We start from the raw sequence: 21,641 nt of genomic DNA, 5'->3' as shown, positions 1-21,641 counted from the left end.
AATAAGGATTCTCCTTCAAGTTAAAATTCATTATAGATAAAGCTTCCTTGACCCTGACCAAGATAGCTAAAGAAGTAAAGCAGCCCTAGAAAGATAAGAAAATACAAGGCTGTCCGACCAAGAAATATGTACAATTCTTTTCTCTGTTTCATCAAGAAAAACCATTCATTTCTGTAATTTTCCGCTAAAATAAAATCAATTTCTTACTAATTTATTTTTCTGCTATTATACCACTTTATAGACTAGTTTTTCAATTGTTTACCCGTCTATTTTCACTACGTTCCAGTAACATTAATTTGTTCCATATGATTCTTTCTAATGATAGCTTAAATGCTTTTCAGTATGGATTATATGGGGAGCTACAACAAAGTAGGCTCCATACTACCTATAGAGGATTTTTCCACTATAAATATTATAGAGCCTTATCTTATGTCTCACTTTATCGGTGCAGTTCCCTTTATCTAGAGATTTTTATAGTATGTAATCCTAGAATTCACTATAGATAAATTCTTGAATGTTCGAAAAATCGGTCACAAAACAATAAATCACGATGCTTAAGATAACCGTATAGAAAAATAGCGTCCACAAGATTAAACGGTGTGTGTTAGTTATCTTGGTTTGCAAATTTGTAAAGTTCTTTTTCAACTTCCATCCATCCTTTCACTCCAACGTGCATCACGTCAAATAAAAAGTAATCATCATACTCTCTGTTTCCATAGTTTAGTACTGTTACACCATGGCTTTTTGCGACATCTTCTATTTTTTTATAAGTTTTCTCCCGCATCTCTCTTGAGACACCTGTGTAGTCATTCCATTTACCATTTACTGGGAAAATAATGACCTCAACTTCAATGCCCAATTCCTTGGCAACTGTCAAGAAAAGTTCCATATCTGAATACTCTGGTGACTCCAGATAACTCAAATCTTTACTAGAATCCTTCAGCGATGTATAACGATCTTTTAAATAGGTATTGTAGTAGTTATTATCAACAGCATAATCATTATTGTCTGTTTTCTTTTTGACCTCTTCTACAAACTGATTCGTCATTTTCTCCCAATCATAGTCTGGGGTTTTATCCCCTAGTGAAGGATAATCTGATTTGGCATGTTTTTGATAAAAAGTCTGTTTGAGTTTAAAGGAATAAATCGCGTTATCGAACTCTAATAGTTTTTTATCAACAATTGTTCCTTTCTCATCTATGAAATAACTTTTGTATTTTTTGTAGATGTCATTTTGTTGCTTGTTCCCCTTGGTAATCTCGATAATGCGATTGATTAGTTTTTCTTTCGTTTCCTTACTAATCTTATCATTACCTAGCATATGGAAAATATGTTCCTGAGAAGCCTTGTTCAAAAAGGCATCTTGATGAGTCCCACCTTTTTCAAACCACTGAACCGACTCTATTATAGCCACTTTTCTCTTAGTCATAGATCCTTCAATAGACCCCAAGGTCGTAGCCTGAATGATGTTTTGTGAATAACTGGTCCCAATCTGCATGATATTAAAATCGTTGTAGTTAAAAATTTTATTGGGATGGTAGTCTTCATTTATCGTCGCAACCAACTCTGATGAGCCCAATAAAACCAGTGTATTAGGAGTAATATTGCTTGTCAGAATATCTCTACTTTTATACTTTTCATACGAAGTGCTATAGCGAATACTGTTATCCTTAACTTTATAATAATCATCAATCTTCTTGACGTATGTCACATTTAAAAGCGCAAGCGTCGCAATTACGAGCACAAGCGATAGCAAAAATGCTTTTAGTTTAATCATCTAGTTTTATCCTATCCCTTCGATCCGTCCAATCTCTTTTCAAGTTCTTATCTCTTTAAAATCGTAAGTAAGATTTTATAGGGTTCACCTGAAAAGATAAAGAAACCAATCATAACCAAATTCATGGTCACAAACCAACTTAGTAGTTTATACCAATTTTTGTTTTTATTTTTCTTATAAAAAGTGCTTTTCTTTTGATACACTTCAAATCCAGCCATCAAGACACCGTGATAAAAACCATAAACAATGTAGCTAACACTAAGACCATGCCAAAAACCCATGACCAACATATTGACCATATAGGCGTAGGTTGCATTGTGTAGTCTATTTTTAAACCATTTTTTCCTGATAACCTGCATCAATACTCTTGAAAACACAAAATCTCTCAACCAAGTCGACAAGGTGATATGCCATCTGGTCCAAAAATCCTTAATATCGACACTCAAGAAAGGTTTGTTAAAGTTCATCGGTGTATGAATACCTAGAATGTTACTACTTCCAACAGCCATTAGACTATAGCCTGCAAAGTCGAAAAAAAGATACAAGGTGTAAAGGTACATGTACTTGATTGAGTAGACGACTGTACCAGTATTATTTAGAGCGAGTAACATCTGGTACACATAGGTTGACAAAACAACCTTGTAAAGAAGGCCTAGAACGATACGATACACACCGTCCCCTGCTAACTCTAGATACTCTTTTCGAGGCATGACCTCGTTTATCTCTTTTAAAAATCTCCTACTCCGATCAATCGGACCAGCACTAACTGTAGGGAAAAAAAGTAAAAATTGCAGGTAGTCTTTTATGCTAATCTTTTCTTTAATCAAGCCATCCGATATCTCCAGCATGATCTGAATAGTCTTAAAGGACATGTAAGAAATTCCAATAAAGGCCAACAAATGCAGAGAAGTCAGGGCGAAGACTTTATTAATCACCAAAGGAAAAATAGAAAGGAAAACCAGAGGTTTCAGCCGCTTTGTTTCTATCCTCTGTGCTATGAAAACCAGAAAATATTGATAAATTACAAAGGAGATTAAATAGACAATCATTGCTCTACTCTTGCCATAAATAGCTCCTGCAAATAAGAGGGAGAGCACCAAAATATAGTAGTCCTTACGTTTTTCAAAAAAGTTTACTACAAAACCAATTAGTAAAACTACACACAAAAGAAGGAAAAACTCATTCCCCTCGAAATAATTCATACCAGCCAAACTCCTTTTTTCTTTTTCTCATCTCATGATTTATCTTTTTAAGATTAGTTCCTATCATATTACCAAGGATAGTTAACTTTATTCATTATATCATAATTTAAAAACTATAAATACTTCGATTATCTAATTTCTTAAAATAAAAAATCAAACCGACTCTTAGTAATGAGACGAAATTATTCACACCATAAATAAAATTCAAGAACAAAAAATTGATGAAGGAACCGGTGAAGGATTCTGACTTTTTAGCTGAAATAGTAATCAACACCAGTATACAAACTTAAAAAAATCAAAATGACCGAAATGAAGTGAGAAAGTACTCCTTTATTTTGGTCATTTTTTGTAAGTTGTGTTTATTGAAGTATGAATAATTGAGTTTTAATATCTTAGAAAAGCGAGAATACAAGCACAGCCAAGGCTGCACCGATAACAGGTCCTACAACAGGAATCCAAGCGTAAGACCAGTCTCCATCTCCCTTATTTGGAATTGGCAAGATGCTGTGCATGATGCGAGGTCCAAGGTCACGAGCTGGGTTCAAGGCATAACCTGTTGTCCCACCTAGTGATAGACCGATACCGACAATCAAGGTACCTACTGCAAAGGTTCCGATACCTGCCTGAAAATCGTAAAGACCCAATGCAAAGATTGTCAATACCAAAACAAAGGTTCCAAGGATTTCGCTAATCAAGTTTGACACAGTATCTTTGATGGCTGGTCCTGTGCTGAAAGTAGCCAAAATATTTCCTGCATTTTCTTCTGCCTCATAATGCGGCTTGAATTGCAACCAAACCAAAATCTGACCCAGCATAGCTCCTGCGAACTGGGCTAGGATGTAAGGGAAAACGGAAGCCCAAGGCAGACCACCTTTTAAGGCCACACCGATGGTCACAGCTGGGTTTAAATGAGCTGGACTGAGCTTCCCAGATACAAATACTGCAACCGCAACTGCAATCCCCCAACCCATGGTAATCACAATCCATCCTGCACTGTTGCTCTTGGTTTTTGGAAGAACCACACCTGCAACAACACCATTTCCTAGAAGAATTAGGATTAAAGTTCCTAGGAATTCTCCAAATAATTCATTCATCATTTTTCTGTCTCCATTAAAAAGGAGGAGAGGGTAGACAAGGAGTCCTGCCCTCCACCTCTTTTATTTTTTCTTAATTTTTTAATTCTGCTAAATCGTTGTTAGCAAGAGCTGCTTCGACATCCGCACGGTAAGCTGCTTTTTCTTCTTCTGTCCAGTCATAGAATCGTCCCATTTCATCTAAAACTGGCTCAACGATGCTATCCAAACTATCACGCATAAAGAGCATGTGGTTAGTACGACGAAGGAGGAAGTCAACTGGGCTAAGAGCCAACTCATTGCGCATTGCATAGTGAAGTGATAAAGTATCTGCCAAGCTGAGTCCTGGTGCTTGTTCCAAGCTGTGAGCAAGGACAAAGACCTTCGGTGCATTTGAACCGTAAAGATTTGCGAGATAGTGAGCTTCCTTGCTATCCAATCCACGTGACACTCCAAGTTGCGCAAAGGCTTCGATTTCTGAGTCCACATTTGCTGGGTTCAATTCTCCACCTGAAACAGGGTAAGTCTTAGAATTGATGAGTTTAAAGCTACGGTCAAATTCTGCTTTGAGGATGTCAACCACGCGCTCCATAGCTCCTTCAGCCATCTTACGGTAGTCTGTGATTTTACCACCAGCAAGGGTCAAGAGGCCATTGTCATCTCGGTCCAAGCTCGAACCACGTGAAACTGCAGATGGATCCAAATGCTTCTCAGAGGTACTGCTTTCAAGCTTGCTGACAGCAGACTCAACATCTTCACGCGTTTTTTCTTTAGAGAGATAAGATTCAACAGTCGCAATCAAGTTATTAAAGCTTTCATCACTGATTGTACCGTTATTTCCTCCATTGTAGTCAGAAGCGCTATTGCCTGCGATCAATGGACGAAGACCTGCCCAGCTACTTTCAATATCATCAATGGTAATGTTGGCTTCTGGGAAGCGGTTGTTGACAATGCCAAGTAGATAATCCACATCTTCCTGAGTTACTTTTGGATGTTCCAAATCACCTGTGTAGTCTGTATCAGTTGTACCGAAGTAAGTCTTGTTTTCACGTGGGAGAACAAAGACCATACGACCGTCACCCAAACCTGTATCAAAGTAAACTGGCTGTGAAACCTTAATCTTGCTTGAATCCACTACCAAGTGAACTCCCTTAGTTGGACGCATTTGTGAGAATTGTGTTTCCTTATTAGACAAATTGCGTACCTTGTCGCTCCAAGGACCTGTTGTATTGATAACCAGACGGGCCTTGATTTCAAAGACTTGGTCTGTCAACAAATCACGAGCTACGACACCTGTAATCTTGCCACTTTCGTCGAAGAGGAAGCCTTCTGCCTTCACGTGGTTAGCAATAAGGGCACCGTCTTGGTTGGCACGTTTAATGTTTTCAATCACTAGACGCGCATCGTTGTTACGGAAGTCAAGGTAAACCCCACCTCCTACCAAGCCTTCTTTCTTCAAGTTTGGCTGGCGTTCCAAGACTTCTTCCTTGCTCAAGACCTTGTTTGCAGCTGGTGTGTTGTTAACTCCTGCCAAAAGGTCATACAAGTCCATAGCTACTTTAAGACGGAAGAGGCTAAAGGTCGCTCCATCTTCATCGTAAACTGGCAAGAGCATTGGGTCCGGTTTTGGAATGTGTGGTGCGATTTGTTGAACCACTGCACGTTCAGAAACCGTATCTGATACAACTTCTACGTCGAATTGTTTGAGGTAACGCAAACCTCCGTGAACCAATTTTGTTGAACGGCTAGATGTTCCTTCTGCAAAGTCTTGCATTTCAATCAAACCAGTCTCAAGACCGCTAGCTGCAGCCTGCAAAGCTACACCAGCACCGGTGATTCCTCCACCGATAATCAAGAGGTCCAGGGTACGTTCCTGCATTTTTTTAATTGATAATTCACGTGTTTTCTTTGAAAATTCCATATTTACACACTTTCTAACTGAGTCGCTTTATTCTTCCAGTATTAGTCGTCTACTTCCGCAAAGACTTGGGTTGCTTTCACAGCTTTCTTCCAGCCCTTGTAGAGTTGCTCCTTGCGAGATTCGTTCATAGATGGCTCAAAGAGTTCTCCTGTCTCGTTCAAGAGTTTCAACTCATCCAAGTCTTTCCAATAGCCCACTGACAAACCTGCTAGGAAGGCTGCCCCCAGAGCTGTTGTTTCCAAGTTTTTGGCGCGTGCGATATCGATTCCCAAAATGTCAGCTTGGAACTGCATGAGGAAATTGTTCATAGCTGCACCACCGTCTACTTTCAAGACTTGGATAGCTGTTTGAGCATCTACCTGCATCGTATCGATGATATCACGCACTTGATAAGCAATAGATTGAAGAGTTGCCTTAATAAAGTCTTCTTTAGTTGTTCCACGAGTCAAACCAAAGACAGAACCGCGAGCATTTTGGTTCCAGTATGGAGCACCTAGACCTGTAAAGGCTGGAACGACATAAACTTCATCGTTGTTGTGAGAATCACGAGCGTATTTTTCAGATTCTGGTGAATTTTCGACCATGCGAAGACCGTCACGAAGCCACTGAATGGCACTTCCTGCGATGAAGATAGAACCTTCTAAGGCATAGTAAACCTTGCCGTTAATTCCGTAACCAATGGTTGTCAAGAGGTTGTTCTCAGACAACTGCATCTCTTCCCCAGTATTCATGATGATGAAAGAACCTGTTCCATAAGTATTTTTAACCATACCAGGTTCAAAGGCCAACTGTCCAAAGAGGGCTGCCTGTTGGTCCCCAGCCATACCTGAGATTGGGACTTCTCCACCATAGAAATGGAATGGGGCTGTCTTACCGTAGATTTCAGAGTTAGAACGAACCTCAGGCAACATTGCTTTAGGAATATTGAGGATTTCTAAAATCTCATCATCCCATTTGAGTTCTTTAATGTTATAAAGCATGGTACGAGCTGCATTTGAGTAGTCCGTCACGTGAGCCGCACCGTCAGTCAATTTCCAAACCAACCAAGTGTCAATAGTACCAAAGAGCAATTCTCCTTTTTCTGCTCGCTCTTGAGCGCCTTCTACATGGTCCAAAATCCAACGAACCTTGGTAGCAGAGAAGTAAGCATCGATGATCAAACCAGTCTTTTCATGGAATTTTTCCACATAACCTTGGTTTTTTAGTTGCTCAGCCAAAGGGGCTGTTTGGCGAGACTGCCAAACGATAGCGTTGTAGATAGGGAGCCCTGTTTTCTTATCCCAGACAACAGTTGTTTCACGTTGGTTGGTAATTCCGATTGCTTCGATTTGACTTGGCTTGACACCACTTTCGATGAAAGCACCCGCAATAACTGACTGGACTGAGTTCCAAATTTCATTGGCATTGTGCTCTACCCAACCTGCCTGAGGGAAAATCTGGGTAAACTCTTTTTGACTCGAGCTGACCTTTTCTCCTTTTTTGTTGAAAATAATGGCACGAGAGCTTGTAGTCCCCTGGTCAATGGCCATGATGTATTTTTCTTGTGACATGTGCTGTCCTCCTGATAAAGATCTTGAGGATGTTTCCTCTTTACACTTACTAGTATACAAAATAAAGCGCTTTCTTGTTTATCAACTTTTTTTAATTTTTTAAAAAATGTGAGGAGATTGTGTGAATTTCACAAAAAAGACCTGGAACGACCAAGCCTTTTAAGTGAATAATAACTGACGAATAGCCGCCAAATCTTCCATATCCAAGTCATTTTTTAAATAATAGACTGGTGTTTGTTCCTTCTTATGAATCGGGTTATTGGTAACCAGCAAATCATAATGTCGAGTTCGGTCATAGGCTTCAATGGTAATAAAACGATTGTATTCCAAATACCGTTTCAAAATGGCTGCCATCCTTGAAAAGACAAGAAAACCAGATGTCAAATCTAGACCAATCCGCATATGCTGACCACCATTTTCAGCCATATACTCTATCAACTGGAGCCATTCCCAGAGAATTTTCTTATCTAAATCTGTCCCCTGTTGAAAGGTAGGCAAGGCATGAAAAATCTCTTCTGCTGTCTCTTTAAAATCATGTTCCATCAGCAAATAAGGATGACGATTCTCTAACTGGTACTTGTAGCGGTCCTGTAAGATATAACCCTTATAGAGATAAACTTGACCACAAAGCTGACTAAGTTCATAGGTGACATGGTCCTCTGTATAACCGCCTAGCAACTCCTCCTTCTTCATTTCTTGAATCAATTGCGTCAGCAAATCTGCCAACTGCCCTCCAAAACCAAGGATATATTCCATAGTATGAAGAGGAAGAATGCGATGAGATAGGAGGAAAGAGAAGAATATCATCATCTCCCCATCCTCAGTTCCTAAAGGAAGGTGTTGTCCAGCAAAAAAGAACGGAGCCTTTCGATGCAAACGAAGGTAGAAAATATTGTCAAAATACCCTCGCATTTTTTCTTCTATGACTTGAAACTGACAGGCATTGACCCGGAGACGTTGTTGACTGATGTGAGCCCAGAGAACCAGGTCCAATTTCTGCCCCGAAGACAAACTTGCACCGCAGATTTCTTCTAGTGTAGCAATCTCCTGTTTTCTCTCTGGTTTCTGCATATGGCCTTCCCATTCCTGACTGGACCAGACCTTGCGGAAAAGACAGAAATAGAAATAGCGAATCTGATGCTCTGGACCTCGCCAACGTCCATTTTGAATAGATAAATCAAATTCTGACAAAATCTGATTTAAGCTAGCCAAGTGACGGCCAAGCGTTGCCTCACTAATCATCAATTCTTGAGCCAGCTGATGGGCTAAAAACTGTTGGTGGTAGAGAAGATAAATTAAAATCTGGTATTTAACCGCATTCTCCAAAAACAAACTCCGAATATCTCTCCCCTTTGTAGCTGCACCGATCGACAGGTACAGATTTTCATCTTCTAAGGAGATGTTCAGCTCTAAACCACTGCCCAAAGCCTTGTCATTGAGCAGGGTGACATATTTGGTTAGGGTTGCTTTTGAAAATCCTGTTTCCTCCATTACAGCCTTGACAGTCGTCTGAGACTCTTGTAAGAGAAAGGAAAGGATTGAAAATTGGCCAGATTCAGCCTTTTCCATCAAGTCTCCTAAATACATTTGTTACCCCTTTCATTTTCTACCTTAAGCATAGCATAAATCTTACAAATGCTGAAATAATCTGTTTCTCTTTTTATTTACCTGCTGATTTTCTGGTCTATTATCCTGAAAATCAGCAAACACACGGCTCCCCCTTTGGGAATTTTTGTGCTAAAATAGTAGCTATGGATAAAATTATTAAAACTATATCAGAAAGCGGCGCCTTTCGTGCTTTTGTCCTTGATAGCACTGAAACCGTCCGCACTGCTCAAGAAAAACATCAAACTCAAGCCAGTTCAACCGTTGCACTTGGTCGTACCCTTATCGCTAGCCAGATTCTCGCAGCCAATGAAAAAGGAAATACCAAACTAACAGTTAAGGTGCTGGGTTCTAGCTCTCTAGGTGCTATCATCACCGTCGCTGATACCAAGGGGAATGTCAAAGGTTACGTTCAAAATCCTGGTGTCGACATCAAAAAGACTGCAACTGGTGAAGTCCTAGTTGGACCTTTTGTTGGAAATGGTCAATTCCTCGTTATCACAGACTACGGTACTGGAAATCCTTACAATTCTATGACTCCCCTCATCTCTGGGGAAATCGGTGAAGACCTGGCCTTTTACCTGACTGAAAGCCAACAAACGCCTTCAGCAGTCGGCCTCAATGTCCTTTTGGACGAAGAAGACAAGGTAAAAGTTGCAGGTGGTTTCCTAGTTCAAGTCTTGCCGGGAGCCAAGGAAGAAGAGATTGCTCGCTTTGAAAAACGCATCCAAGAAATGCCAGCTATCTCAACCCTTCTGGAAAGCGACGACCATATCGAAGCTCTCCTCAAGGCTATCTACGGGGACGAGGCCTACAAGCGTCTTTCTGAAGAAGAAATCCGTTTCCAATGTGACTGTAGCCATGATCGCTTTATGAATGCTCTTGCCAGCCTTCCAAGCTCAGACTTACAGGAAATGAAAGAGGAAGACCACGGGGCAGAAATCACTTGTCAATTCTGCCAAACAACTTACAACTTTGATGAACACGACCTGGAGGAACTCATTCGTGACAAATCTTAATACACCCTTTATGATTGGCAATGTTGAGATTCCCAATCGTACCGTTTTAGCGCCCATGGCTGGCGTGACCAACTCAGCCTTTCGTACTATTGCAAAAGAGCTCGGAGCTGGACTCGTTGTCATGGAAATGGTCTCTGACAAGGGAATCCAATACAACAATGAAAAAACCCTGCACATGCTTCATATCGATGAAGGTGAAAACCCTGTTTCTATCCAACTTTTTGGTAGTGATGAAGACAGCCTAGCGCGCGCAGCAGAATTCATCCAAGAAAATACCAAGACCGATATAGTCGATATCAACATGGGCTGCCCAGTTAACAAAATCGTGAAAAACGAAGCTGGCGCTATGTGGCTCAAGGATCCAGACAAGATTTACTCTATTATCAACAAGGTTCAGTCTGTCCTTGATATTCCCCTCACCGTCAAGATGCGTACCGGCTGGTCCGACCCAGCTCTTGCAGTAGAAAATGCCCTCGCTGCTGAAGCTGCAGGCGTTTCTGCCCTCGCCATGCATGGCCGTACCCGTGAGCAAATGTATACAGGTCACGCAGACCTTGAGACCTTGCACGACGTAGCTCAAGCTCTGACCAAGATTCCCTTCATCGCCAACGGTGACATCCGTACAGTTCAAGAAGCCAAGCAACGCATCGAAGAAGTCGGTGCTGACGCAGTCATGATTGGCCGCGCTGCCATGGGAAATCCTTACCTCTTCAACCAAATCAATCATTACTTTGAAACAGGAGAAATCCTACCTGATTTGACCTTTGAAGATAAGATGAAAATCGCCTACGAACACTTGAAACGATTGATTAACCTCAAAGGAGAAAACGTAGCAGTTCGTGAATTCCGTGGCCTCGCTCCTCACTACCTCCGTGGAACATCTGGTGCAGCTAAACTCCGTGGAGCCATTTCACAAGCTAGCACTCTGGCAGAGATTGAGACTCTCTTGCAGTTGAATAAGGCTTAATAGTTTAAAACCCGTAACTCTCTTAAAGGTTACGGGTTTTTGATTGTAAAAATTTAAATACTGAGGGGTATTACTGATTCAAAGTAACACTGGAAACCTTACCATCCGCTCCTGTTGTAATTTGGATGATTTTTCCCCCACCGATTTTGGCATCATACTTGCCATCATCAAGAGTATAAGAATAACCTCTAATAGAGTAGTTTTCTTTCTTTCCATCAGCAGATTCTACTGTGAATTGACCACCTGATGAAACTGTAATGGTTTCGCCATTGGCACCCTTCCAGTTGCCCGCTGCAGCTGAGAAATCACCGTCTACCATGGTTAAAACACCCTTGTAGCGTTTATTTTGCTCTGCTTGCTTGTCTTGAAGTTTGCGGTCAGTTGTAGGATCATAGCTTGATTGGTTAGACTGGGCTTGAGGAGCTTGTTGAGTTGAAGGAGTCTGAGCAGGAGTTTGTTGACTAGCTGCTTGTTGATTAGACACTTCTTGACCTTGTCTTTGCTCTGGTGCTGTCGCCGCTTGTGATGGCGTTGCAGTTGCTGAAGATTGATCCGTAGATGCCTTGGCCTTTTCAGATGAAGCTGAACTTGAGGACTTCTGAGTCTTGCTTTCTTTGCTAGCAGAAGCTGCTTTAGAGCTTGATGATTGGCTTGTCTTAGCAGAACTGCTTGCTTGAGTTGTTTCCTTTTTATTTCCACAAGCCCCTAATAGTAGGGTAGAAGCTAATACAGTTGCTGTCATCAATTTGATATAGGTTTTCTTTTTCATTTTTCTACTCCTTTGTAATATTTTAGAAATATAAAGAAATCTTTTTGTAATATAATTGTAACATTCAAATTTGAATATGTCAACAATTTATCTAAACTATTTTAAAAATCTTAAATACTTTAGATACATTTTCTCCTCCTACTCTTCTATTCGTAATAAAACAGAAAAATAGGAGATTTTCCTATTAAAAATTTGAATTTGTTTTTGTGAAATCGCTTGCACCTTTAAGTACAAAGGAATATAATAACATTGAAATAGAATATAGGAGGTGCACTCTTATGCTAAATAAGTATTATAAGTATCTTCCTTGGTTGATTTTGGGAGCAATTGGCTCTTATCAATCAGCCGCTTACTATGCGCGAACTGCATTTGATGTGTTTTATCTGACTACAATCTTTTTGATTGTTTATATCGCCTTGTTATTTTTACATGAGAACTATCTCAAGTATCGATACAAAGACTTCTTTACTCACCTGTTGAGCAATTCTAAGAAAGATAGGCACACCTGAAAGCAATCGCAACAGCAAAGCAAACTAATAAAGGCAAACAAAGAGGTCGGGAACTTTTCCCGACCTCGTTTTTTATGCAATATCAAATTTTAACTGGCCTGCTTTGACACCAATCTTAAGTGTGCTACCTGCCTCTAATTCTCCATTAAGAAGAAGTTCTGCCAACTTGTCCTCCACTTCTGTTTGCAGGGTTCTGCGAAGTGGACGAGCTCCCATCTCTGGATCATATCCTTGATTTGCCAACAATTTCAGTGCGGAAGCTTGTAATTTCAAATCAATGCCTTTTTCAGCCAAACTTGCCACTAAAGGTTTGACCATAATCTTCACCACTTCCTGCATATGGTCGCTAGACAGGCTATGGAAGACCACCTTTTCATCAATGCGGTTGATGAATTCCGGTCTATAAGCTTTTTTCAGCTCTTCAAACATGCGTTTTTCCATATTTTCCTGGTCAAAACGAATGTCCTTAGCCCCAAATCCAACTGTCTTGTCATCACGAAGGGCTGTCGCACCAAGATTTGACGTCATGATGATAATGGTATTTGAAAAGTCAACCTTGCGCCCCTTGCTATCGGTCAAGACACCATCATCCAAAACCTGCAAGAGAACATTAAAGATGTCTGGATGGGCCTTCTCTACCTCGTCAAAGAGGAGAACAGAGTATGGTTTGTTGCGAACCTTCTCTGTCAACTCCCCACCTTCTTCATACCCCACATAGCCTGGAGGAGCTCCATTGAGACGACTGGCTGCAAATTTCTCCATATACTCACTCATATCAAAGCGGATAAGGGCTGATTCGTCATCAAAAAGAACTTCTGCTAGAGCCTTAGCCAATTCGGTCTTACCGACACCTGTAGGCCCTAAGAACATAAAGGAACCAATCGGACGCTTGTGACTGCGAATCCCTGACTGGTTGCGGCGAATGGCGCGGCTAATGCTTAAAACAGCTTGATCTTGACCGATGACACGTTTGTGCAGTTCAGCTTCCAGATTCAGGTATTTCTTAGCATCAGTCTGAGTCAGTTTTTGGACTGGGATACCTGATAAACGACTCAAGGTGGTCAAAATATCAGCCTCTGTCACCAAGTCTTTATAGACAGGCACTTGCTCTTCTTTTGCGATTAGCTGGGCTGCCTGTTTCCACTTACCATCCATCAAGGCCTTGTCAGCTGGACTCAAACCTGAATCGTCTGCTTTTACATGCTTAGCCTTATTTTGCACTGTTGCTGCTGCTTCATCTAAGAGGTCGATAGCAGAGTCTGGCAAGTGACGGCTAGTCAAGTAACGATGAGCCATCTTGACAGCTGTTTCAACTGCTTCATCTGTGATTTGCACACGGTGATGTTTCTCATAAGTCGCCTTCAAGCCCTGTAAAATGGTCATGCTGTCTGCAACACTCGGCTCTTCAATCGTCACTTTAGCGAAACGACGAGAAAGAGCTGCGTCTTTTTCAATGTGTTTTTGGTATTCTTCCTGAGTGGTGGCACCAACCGTTCTCAAAGTTCCACGCGCCAAGGCTGGCTTCAAGATATTGGCCGCATCCAGAGTTGAATCAATTCCGCTCCCAGAACCCATGATGGTATGGAGCTCATCAATAAAGAGGATGACTTGACCATCTTCTTCAATATCCTTGATGATATTGTTCATACGTTCTTCAAAGTCACCGCGGAAGCGTGTCCCTGCCACGACATTCATCAAATCAAGCTCTAACACGCGCATCTTAGCCATTTCCGCAGGCACATCACCACTAGCAATACGCTGGGCAAGACCAAGCGCCAGAGCTGTTTTCCCGACACCCGCATCTCCAACCAAGACAGGATTATTCTTGGTTTTCCGGCTCAAGATTTGAATCATACGGGATATTTCCTTGTCACGACCGATGACTGGTTCTAACTTTCCAGAACGCGCTTGCTCTGTCAAATCATGCGTATAGTCCTCGAGACCACCGCTTGGAGTCTGGGGCATGCCCATCATATTAGCCATAGAATTTTGCTTGTCAGCTACTGTACGATGGCGTTGGCGTAAAGCCTTGAGGTCTTCACGAGTCCAGCCTGCCCGTTCTTCTAAATTTCGACGAAGTGCAGCAATCTTGACCTGATCTTTCTTGTCTTCATAAGAAAAACCAGCCCTCTCCAAAATACGAGTCGCCAAGGCATTCCCATCATGCAAAATCGCATAGAGGACATGCTCTGTTCCCAGCACCTTAGCATGGACCACTGATGCTACATACTCTGCTTCATCAAAGAGAACCTGCAAACGATGGGAGAACGGCAATTCCGTAAAGGTTTCATCCTGGCTATAGTCCGTTTCAGTCAGTTCCAAAGCGACTTCTTCTAAACGGTCCATCTCATATGGATAATCATTTAAAGTTGCCCCTGCCACACTATAACTGTGATTGGACATAGCAATCAACAAGTGCCAAGACTCAAGGTAACGAGCTCCAAAATGGCCAGCAACCATGTAGGCACTTTCTATACATTCATTCAATGCTTTTGAATAGTTCATCTTACTTCCCTTTTCTATCTACCTCTTGTATGACCTGTCGTAGCATGTTTGCTCGAAGGACTGGTGCTTCTTCTCCTAGGACGCGATCCAAAGCTACTGATACTAGCAAATTCATCTCCTGCTTGGTCATCAATTCCTGCTCAACCAAAAGCTGCAGAATATCCTCATAAATTTCTTGACTGACCCGCTCACCAATTGAGTAAAGCAGATCCCTAAGCATTTCATGATGACTAGAAAACTCAATCCGTCCTATACGAATGTAGCCTCCGCCACCACGCTTACTTTCAACCAAGTAGCCTCTACTTTCTGTAAAGCGTGTCTTGATCACATAGTTAATCTGACTAGGAACAACCTGGAAGGTATCTGCCAACTGACTCCGTTGCAACTCCACAATTCCAGATTGATCTAAAATCGCCTTGATGTAGGCCTCAATATGATCCGATGTATTTTTAAATCTCATTACAAACCCACCTCTCTCTTTAAACCTTGACTATCTTTGACTATACTATCATTTAACACTCTATAAGTCAAATTTTTAGGGCTAAGCCCTTGAAAATACTGACTTTCTTTAAAAACATTTAGGCATTAAATCGCCTTAGTTTTTCTTGAAAGTTCCTAAAAAAGTCCACAAAAAAGAGCCCTTAAAAGGGCGTAATATTGACGAGTTCAGCAGGCAAGGAACTAGCACGGTCAAACGTGCTTTTTTATTACCTAGTGCCATTATACCATATTCTAATTTTATTTTTCCAATCTGTGCATATCTACTGAATGAAGCACCAAATCCCGATACTTCCAAGTTGATACTAAGTAATCTAGTTTCTAAGTTTTTATATCTTAGTATATAATGATTCTTTTCTTAAAATATTGATTACTTCAACATTTTTTAAGCCATAATATTTAGCTTGCATGTCGTTGTTTCTAATTAACTTTTCAAAAGCATTAAAAATTGTTCCAAACCTATACTTAGGATCTACTGCATCTATCATATATTTTATAACAATGATAGGCAATGCTACTCTATTAGAATAAACCCCTTCTTTTAACTCAAAAAGCAGCTCTTTCCATTCTTCACGAATTATTGGAGTTGTTTTTAACTTCATATCAATTAAATTTGAATTATGGGCACACATATTTCTTACTAAGTTAATGCATTTCATCCATGAAATCAATTCTTCATCAGAACACCCATAAAAAGTTGAAATAAACCTCAAATTTCTTTTTGACATTAATTCTAAAAGATTTACTACTTCACCGAATGTTAGAATATTTATTGCTAGCCATATAGGAGGAAACTCCTCTTTAGAGTTTTTTAATTTTTCAATAATTTCAGGAGATTTATTTCTTTCTAATTCTCTTGATAATGCTGACTTGAATTTCTTCTGTCTATGTTTTAGATAATATGAACAATACTTTTTATTATTACACCACTTTTTGAAATTTAGGTACTTATAGGCTCCTAACGAACCTGAACCCAGGACAAATGCTACTTGAGTTTTTAAACTAACCTCTATGTCCTCGATTGCTGACAAAAGATGTAATCGTAATTTCTTATCTTGATAATATCTAGTGCTAATAACTTCAAAAGGAGTTTGTTGGTAATCTATAATTTTTTCCCCGTCTTTTCGAGTAGTTTTCGCATACGGTCTAGCAAACTCTTTGATTTTATAGTATGAAATCATTGATAATTTTTCAATTGCTTTTTTCTTGGAATCGTCTGAAGAAAACTTCATATTTCTAGATTTTAACAAATCTATTTGTTCCGAAAAATCTTTATGAGTATATACAATCATTCTTTAGTACCACAATTCTAAAAAAAACTCCCTATCAGAAATATTCTGTGCATACGCAAAGGGAGCCATTGATATTATATTTAAACTCTATCACTTATTACATACATTGTCAAGAAAAACTATTCGATTTTTTTAAAATCATTCAAGTTTTTACCCCCTTTTTGTCTGAAGTGCTCCGACTTGGAAAAAGTTCCCTTCACCGGTACCCTACTGGCCAGAAAGATTTTTTAAAAGGTGGGGGGGAGTCAATATCCTTTCAACTCAACAAATCTTTTAGCGATTACCTTTCTACGACTATTTATATAACGAGTAGTTTTATTTAGTTTCTCTGCCACGTCTTCCCAAGTCGCACCAGCTTCTAAATATCTCATTTTAAAAATGACTAGATCACTTTCAATTAAGTTTTCCATCAAGGTATCTACAACTAGTTTAAAGCCTTCTAAATATCTTAGCGTTTGGTCTTCTTCAATTCTAATGATGGTTGCTTCAGTAGGACTATATACTGTCTTGCCTTTCCCACCAGTACAATCTTCAGCGCTATGTTTCTTATTATGTATTAGTTCCTGTCTTCTCAAATAAATTTTATTAGCAAGCGTTCTATATCGTCCTAACTCAATATCTATCCCGTCCAGGTCTCTGTTACTCAACTCGTACATAGGCAAGTACCTCCACTTAAATTTTAAAAATTTTTTATCTTTCAATTTGTCAAATTGTAAATTCTGTCAAACTGAAAAAAAGCGCTAAAAGCCTTCCAACACTCCACTTACCAGGTATCATTGTTTTAAGTTGGACAACTCTTCAGTATGACAAGTTCAAGGGAAATTTCTTTAATTTATCCCCTCAGTTTCTCATATCTTACATTCTGTGAAACTCACTCCATTCTGTAAACCCCTGATATACCTTGCTTTCAAGCTATTACTTCTTTTCAGTTTATGCTTACTTTGTTATGTGAAACTTAGTAAAGCATAAAAGTAGGACTAGCGATATTTCTTTTGTTTCAGCCATATATCACTAGCCTTACTTAATTTGTTCCCTATTTTTCTAAATACTCTTTAATGTCCCGATATTCCTTAGAAAAATTCATCCATCCGCTAGAATCAGGGTTTAAGAATGGTAGAACAGTAAGCGGACTTACTTCTGTTCGATATAGCAATAGAGAATGTTTCTGACTTATTTCCCTGACTACACCTGTATGGATTTCTTCTACATCCTTCTTCAGTTCTTGAATTTCATCATATGCGTCCAGAATTCGTCTAAGTTTCTTTCGGTATTGTTTATAGATCTTCTTAGTTTCCATCCGTTGCTTAGTTTCTTTAAAAATGTATTCAAAGACGACTGCATTAGCTTCTGAAAAATCACTATCAAATTTTTCCTGAAGGCCGTTAATGGCTTTTTCCATATTTTCCAGCTGCTCTAAAGATTCTAAGTTATTTGACAAAAAAGAATCTATGTTCTCAAATGAAACTGCTTGATTGCCTAACAGGCTTTTCCTTTTTTCGCTTAACTGTTCTCGTGCTGAATTAATCTTACTTTTTTTATTATCTAGATCATCCAGTGTTTCAAATACTTGATTAATATCCATTTCTTTTTCCTAGTTCCATTGAATAAAGTAACCACAATCTTCTTCAACTTTTTTTACATCAAATCGGGTATGTAAAATCAACCGCTTTCCAAAATAGTCATTCGCATTCACCCAACTAAGTGTATCTTTCTTGCGATCAAACAAAGTAACAAAGTTTTCTAGATCTCCGATAAAGCCTTTTTGGTCACCTTTATTCCCTAATGTTGTATCATCTACAATTAAAAAGTTATCTACAAAGAATGTTTCACTTGTTCCTGTCTCTTTATCAACTTTAAGAAGATAATTTCCTGAAGTGTCTTTCATTTTTTCTAAGACACTAAATAGTGATTGACTAACAACCATAGATACATTGCGCTCTGGATTGATTAAAGAAACAATAGATTTCAAGTCGTCCATACTTGTAGCAGTCTGCACTTTCGCAGTTTGGAGAATTTTCCCAATCTCTCTATTTCGTGTTCTACGTTTTAATTTAATAATCTTCTTACCAAGAAAATCCGTTAAATTATATTGGCCATCATCTAATTGCTCCTGTGAAAAATCAAGTTTTCCACTGAATAATTTAACTAAGTAATCAACGCTGATAGTTTTCTTTTTATCTGCTTCTGTTCTCTCAACCGAATTTTCTATAACTTCTTGTAATGAATCAGATTCAAAGTCAGTTACTTCATACTCCCCACCACGGGTACGAGTCTCAATAATATTTACTAAATCAACCAGTTCTTTACGTTGATGTTCGTCTTCGTAACTATCAAGGATTGGTTTTTCAATGAGTACATGATTATTTTCTACTTTCATCCCTCTAGTGTTATAACCTGTACTCCGGATATAAGCTTCTAGATTTTCTTTTTGTTTAGCCAAGTTAATTGTCATTTTTTTGCTCCTTTATCTTTTAATATCTGATTTTTGTTTATAATTTTTTCTAAAATTCTTTGCTCTTAGCTTTTCTTTTATGACTCTCCGAGCCTTTAGAATCATTTTTTCTAGATTTTGATTTGTCTTGTTTGTTAGCATATTTTTCTAGTATTTCTTGTTTCCGTTGTTCTAAGCTATCATCTTCTTTTTTACACTGAGAAAAGATTTTCTGTCTTTTATCTGGATCCATAGAAAACTTATTGGCTACTACATACCCTAAAGAAGTATCTCCTGACATAATACTCACCCCCTTTCTATGCAAACAAAAAGGGACATACCACTAGCATTATATGCTTACGGTATGTCCCTGAGTTGTTCTCAATAGACTTATTTTTTAGTTTCTTTTTTGACTAGATGGGTAAACTTCCCATCTGAATAGAATAAAGTAACTTCTCCAAAACTTGGAACTTTTTCTATCTCTATTATACCACATTTTTCGTAGACAACAAATCCTTTTTCTGTTGCAAATCGCATTTTATCATCATTCATTGATATTCTCCCCTCACTGTATTTATAGTGTATCTCTTATCTTTGATCGTAAAAGCCTTGAAAGTGTTCCCTTCTAAACCTTTCAAAATTCTACTTGAATTTCTAGCATTGTATACCGTCCGCAGTTCACTACTATCTAGGTTCGTGTTGAAAATCGTAGTTTCTCGATTATTGATAATATCAAACAAGAAATCCTGTTCCCAATCGCTCTTAGGGGTTACCGTCCCATTTTTTGCCCCTAGGTCATCGATGATTAGAAAATCAACATCAACAAGCTTTTTAACCGCCTCATACTCTGTTAAGTTTGCATTTCTGCCATAAGCCCAGCCTTCTTTTATCTGCTTGATAATCTCGGTTAAGCTGACAAATAAGACACTCTTAGGCTCGTTCTTCTCTCTGAAGCTCTCATTGATTTCTTTGGCCAGGGCAAGAGATAAATGACTTTTTCCTATTCCTGTGCTACCGCTGATTAAAGTATTTCCTGTCATACCTGCAAGGTACTTCTGGGCTTGCCCCTTTACAAACTCTAACATCTGACGCTCCTCTGTCGTCTTAACAAAGAAATTATCAAACGTTGCCCCCTTCAACTCGTTAGGAATCGTACTATCACGCATTAAGACATCATAAGTTTTAAAGTAAGCTTGCCTGTCCTCGAACTGCTGCAATAGGTCTTTCTCTTTCTGTTTAATCTCTCCCTTCACGCACTCCGGACAAAATGCTTGTACTTTTCTTTCTGAACCCCCTAACACTGGTACAGAAATTTCCCAATAATTTACCTGGTGAATATCGCAAACTTTATCCGATATTTTTCTGTTATTAAATTCTTTAAATTGTTCCTTCATCTTTATAACTCCTAAAATGGTAGATCTGGAAAGTTGTCTTCAGACTTCCCTTTTATGGTTTTAGGCTTTTGATTCAAATAACCGTCAAACTTAGATCCGAAAAGTGTTTCTGGTCTCAGATATTTAGAAAATTCAGGACTATCCTTCCATTCTGCCGTTTTAATATCTATCACCTGTTTAAAATCTTCAAGTGTATAGCCTTCTTTGAATCGTGCCATTATCGGCTTCAAGTTTTTGTCCAAATATTTATAATTTTTCCCTACTGTATGATTCAGATAAGCTAGAGGGATTCTTATTAAATACTTCTCAGGATGTCCTTTAGTTATTTCCTCGATCATTCTCGGAGTTAACCAATTTGGGAAAGTAAAGTCAGGTTTACCTGACAATATATATTCTTTATATAACTCTTTATCTGACTCTTTATCTATCTCTATCTCTGTTGGACATGAGTTGGAAAAAGTCTCTTTACTTTGGACATTCTCCAATTTTGGTATATCTTGACTATTTTTTCTTTGGTCTCGCTTGTATTTTGCCCAGTTTGTTTCACTCTCAACCATGGCTTTTGCTTGTGATAATGTAGCATGGCCATCATCATCAATCTGAATCAGTCCGCATTTGGTAAAATATGCAACTGTCATATTTATATCATCTTCAGAAACATCCAGTTTTAAAGCTAATTCCTGTACCAAACTATCAAAATATCCTTCATAGTACAAAATGCAGTCATCTTCTAAACTTTCCAACATAAGGCGGATATAAATCACTGTCATAGTGTAGCCACCAGGCATATTTTTAAGTCGCTTAATAAAAAGGTTATCAAAAAACTTCTTATCAACTTTTAACCAAAAATATATTTTAGTCTTTGCCATCATCTACCCCCAAAAACTTTAAAACATCTGAGATTTTATAATACGCTTTTCTAGTATCTTCAATAGGCGGTATATACTGTGGTAATCCTGCACCTTCCCATTTTGTCAAGGTTTTATCTCCTATGCCTAGTTCTTCCTTTAGTTCCACCTTGCTGATTAAATCTAATCTTTTTTGAGGTACTTTCTCATGATTTTTTAAATACCGTTCCACTGCTTCCAAAATCTTAGATTTTAAATCTTCAATCATTTTTTCAAACATC

The 21,641-nt window shown here is 38.9% G+C and carries 22 protein-coding genes and 1 pseudogene; 3 read left to right on the top strand and 20 right to left on the bottom strand.

Annotated elements, in window-relative coordinates; translation table 11 throughout:
- Positions 1-20: 20 nt before the first annotated feature.
- The 7 genes from B7697_RS05075 to B7697_RS05045 all read right to left on the bottom strand — a co-directional run bounded on the left by B7697_RS05075 (position 21) and on the right by B7697_RS05045 (position 9,110).
- Positions 21-152, bottom strand: coding sequence for a teichoic acid D-Ala incorporation-associated protein DltX (locus B7697_RS05075; protein ID WP_033682482.1), 132 nt, complete (start codon positions 150-152; stop codon positions 21-23).
- Between the two features lie 452 nt (positions 153-604).
- Positions 605-1,777 (bottom strand): D-alanyl-lipoteichoic acid biosynthesis protein DltD, encoded by a 1,173-nt coding sequence (dltD, locus tag B7697_RS05070; RefSeq protein ID WP_084950654.1) that lies wholly within the window; start codon positions 1,775-1,777, stop codon positions 605-607.
- Between the two features lie 47 nt (positions 1,778-1,824).
- On the bottom strand, positions 1,825-2,979 hold the full coding sequence (gene dltB, locus B7697_RS05065; RefSeq protein WP_084950652.1) for a D-alanyl-lipoteichoic acid biosynthesis protein DltB: 1,155 nt from the start codon (positions 2,977-2,979) through the stop codon (positions 1,825-1,827).
- Between the two features lie 392 nt (positions 2,980-3,371).
- Positions 3,372-4,076, bottom strand: a complete 705-nt coding sequence (locus B7697_RS05060) for an MIP/aquaporin family protein (protein ID WP_050390553.1) — start codon at positions 4,074-4,076, stop codon at positions 3,372-3,374.
- A 70-nt stretch (positions 4,077-4,146) separates the two neighbouring features.
- A complete protein-coding gene (gene glpO, locus B7697_RS05055; RefSeq protein WP_084950650.1) occupies positions 4,147-5,973 on the bottom strand; it encodes a type 1 glycerol-3-phosphate oxidase in 1,827 nt (608 codons plus the stop codon).
- Positions 5,974-6,014: 41 nt separating this feature from the next.
- Positions 6,015-7,523: a glycerol kinase GlpK gene (glpK, locus tag B7697_RS05050; protein WP_060627350.1), complete on the bottom strand. Its 1,509-nt coding sequence runs from the start codon at positions 7,521-7,523 to the stop codon at positions 6,015-6,017.
- A 159-nt stretch (positions 7,524-7,682) separates the two neighbouring features.
- Positions 7,683-9,110 carry an AcpB/EbpR/MafR family transcriptional regulator gene (locus tag B7697_RS05045; protein WP_084950648.1) on the bottom strand — a complete coding sequence of 476 codons (1,428 nt, stop codon included), beginning with the start codon at positions 9,108-9,110 and terminating at the stop codon, positions 7,683-7,685.
- Between the two features lie 164 nt (positions 9,111-9,274).
- Between B7697_RS05045 and hslO the strand changes: the two genes are divergently transcribed.
- Both hslO and dusB read left to right on the top strand, forming a co-directional pair.
- The gene (gene hslO, locus B7697_RS05040) at positions 9,275-10,147 is read left to right on the top strand and encodes an Hsp33 family molecular chaperone HslO (RefSeq protein ID WP_084951498.1); all 873 of its coding nucleotides are present in this window, start codon (positions 9,275-9,277) and stop codon (positions 10,145-10,147) included.
- Positions 10,134-11,114 (top strand): tRNA dihydrouridine synthase DusB, encoded by a 981-nt coding sequence (gene dusB / locus B7697_RS05035; RefSeq protein ID WP_192851476.1) that lies wholly within the window; start codon positions 10,134-10,136, stop codon positions 11,112-11,114. The genes hslO and dusB overlap by 14 nt, the downstream gene beginning before the upstream one ends.
- 70 nt (positions 11,115-11,184) lie before the next feature.
- On the opposite strand, the gene B7697_RS05030 is transcribed toward dusB, so the two are convergent.
- Positions 11,185-11,883 (bottom strand): hypothetical protein, encoded by a 699-nt coding sequence (locus tag B7697_RS05030; RefSeq protein WP_084950644.1) that lies wholly within the window; start codon positions 11,881-11,883, stop codon positions 11,185-11,187.
- A gap of 278 nt (positions 11,884-12,161) precedes the next feature.
- Here B7697_RS05030 and B7697_RS05025 point away from each other — a divergent pair, with 278 nt between their 5' ends.
- Positions 12,162-12,392 carry a hypothetical protein gene (locus B7697_RS05025; protein ID WP_084950642.1) on the top strand — a complete coding sequence of 77 codons (231 nt, stop codon included), beginning with the start codon at positions 12,162-12,164 and terminating at the stop codon, positions 12,390-12,392.
- Between the two features lie 72 nt (positions 12,393-12,464).
- Here the strand turns inward: B7697_RS05025 and B7697_RS05020 are convergent, their stop codons facing one another.
- The 12 genes and pseudogenes from B7697_RS05020 to B7697_RS04975 all read right to left on the bottom strand — a co-directional run bounded on the left by B7697_RS05020 (position 12,465) and on the right by B7697_RS04975 (position 21,640).
- Positions 12,465-14,897: an ATP-dependent Clp protease ATP-binding subunit gene (locus B7697_RS05020; protein WP_084950641.1), complete on the bottom strand. Its 2,433-nt coding sequence runs from the start codon at positions 14,895-14,897 to the stop codon at positions 12,465-12,467.
- 1 nt (position 14,898) lies between these two features.
- A complete protein-coding gene (locus tag B7697_RS05015; RefSeq protein ID WP_084950639.1) occupies positions 14,899-15,357 on the bottom strand; it encodes a CtsR family transcriptional regulator in 459 nt (152 codons plus the stop codon).
- A gap of 278 nt (positions 15,358-15,635) precedes the next feature.
- Positions 15,636-15,704 (bottom strand): annotated as a pseudogene (locus B7697_RS09530) (DUF7720 family protein); the annotation flags it as partial.
- Between the two features lie 20 nt (positions 15,705-15,724).
- Positions 15,725-16,687 (bottom strand): Abi family protein, encoded by a 963-nt coding sequence (locus tag B7697_RS05010; protein WP_084950637.1) that lies wholly within the window; start codon positions 16,685-16,687, stop codon positions 15,725-15,727.
- Positions 16,688-16,932: 245 nt separating this feature from the next.
- Positions 16,933-17,343 (bottom strand): DUF722 domain-containing protein, encoded by a 411-nt coding sequence (locus B7697_RS05005; protein WP_000273145.1) that lies wholly within the window; start codon positions 17,341-17,343, stop codon positions 16,933-16,935.
- Positions 17,344-17,720: 377 nt separating this feature from the next.
- A complete protein-coding gene (locus B7697_RS05000; RefSeq protein WP_084950636.1) occupies positions 17,721-18,269 on the bottom strand; it encodes a hypothetical protein in 549 nt (182 codons plus the stop codon).
- Positions 18,270-18,278: 9 nt separating this feature from the next.
- On the bottom strand, positions 18,279-19,139 hold the full coding sequence (locus B7697_RS04995; protein WP_084950634.1) for a phage major capsid protein: 861 nt from the start codon (positions 19,137-19,139) through the stop codon (positions 18,279-18,281).
- A 49-nt stretch (positions 19,140-19,188) separates the two neighbouring features.
- On the bottom strand, positions 19,189-19,419 hold the full coding sequence (locus B7697_RS04990; RefSeq protein WP_004261935.1) for a hypothetical protein: 231 nt from the start codon (positions 19,417-19,419) through the stop codon (positions 19,189-19,191).
- An 89-nt stretch (positions 19,420-19,508) separates the two neighbouring features.
- Positions 19,509-19,670: a hypothetical protein gene (locus tag B7697_RS09360; RefSeq protein ID WP_000997172.1), complete on the bottom strand. Its 162-nt coding sequence runs from the start codon at positions 19,668-19,670 to the stop codon at positions 19,509-19,511.
- Positions 19,667-20,512 (bottom strand): ATP-binding protein, encoded by an 846-nt coding sequence (locus tag B7697_RS04985; protein ID WP_060806000.1) that lies wholly within the window; start codon positions 20,510-20,512, stop codon positions 19,667-19,669. The genes B7697_RS09360 and B7697_RS04985 overlap by 4 nt, the downstream gene beginning before the upstream one ends.
- 11 nt (positions 20,513-20,523) lie before the next feature.
- On the bottom strand, positions 20,524-21,381 hold the full coding sequence (locus tag B7697_RS04980) for a conserved phage C-terminal domain-containing protein (RefSeq protein WP_084950632.1): 858 nt from the start codon (positions 21,379-21,381) through the stop codon (positions 20,524-20,526).
- A complete protein-coding gene (locus B7697_RS04975; RefSeq protein ID WP_060806002.1) occupies positions 21,368-21,640 on the bottom strand; it encodes a hypothetical protein in 273 nt (90 codons plus the stop codon). The genes B7697_RS04980 and B7697_RS04975 overlap by 14 nt, the downstream gene beginning before the upstream one ends.
- Between the last annotated feature and the right edge of the window lies 1 nt (position 21,641).

The sequence above is a fragment of the Streptococcus mitis genome (genome assembly GCF_002096895.1).
In the GTDB taxonomy this organism is placed as follows: Bacteria; Bacillota; Bacilli; order Lactobacillales; family Streptococcaceae; genus Streptococcus; species Streptococcus mitis_AH.
Note: the sequence above shows the minus strand (reverse complement) of the source record. Positions and strands in the feature narration are given on the sequence as shown.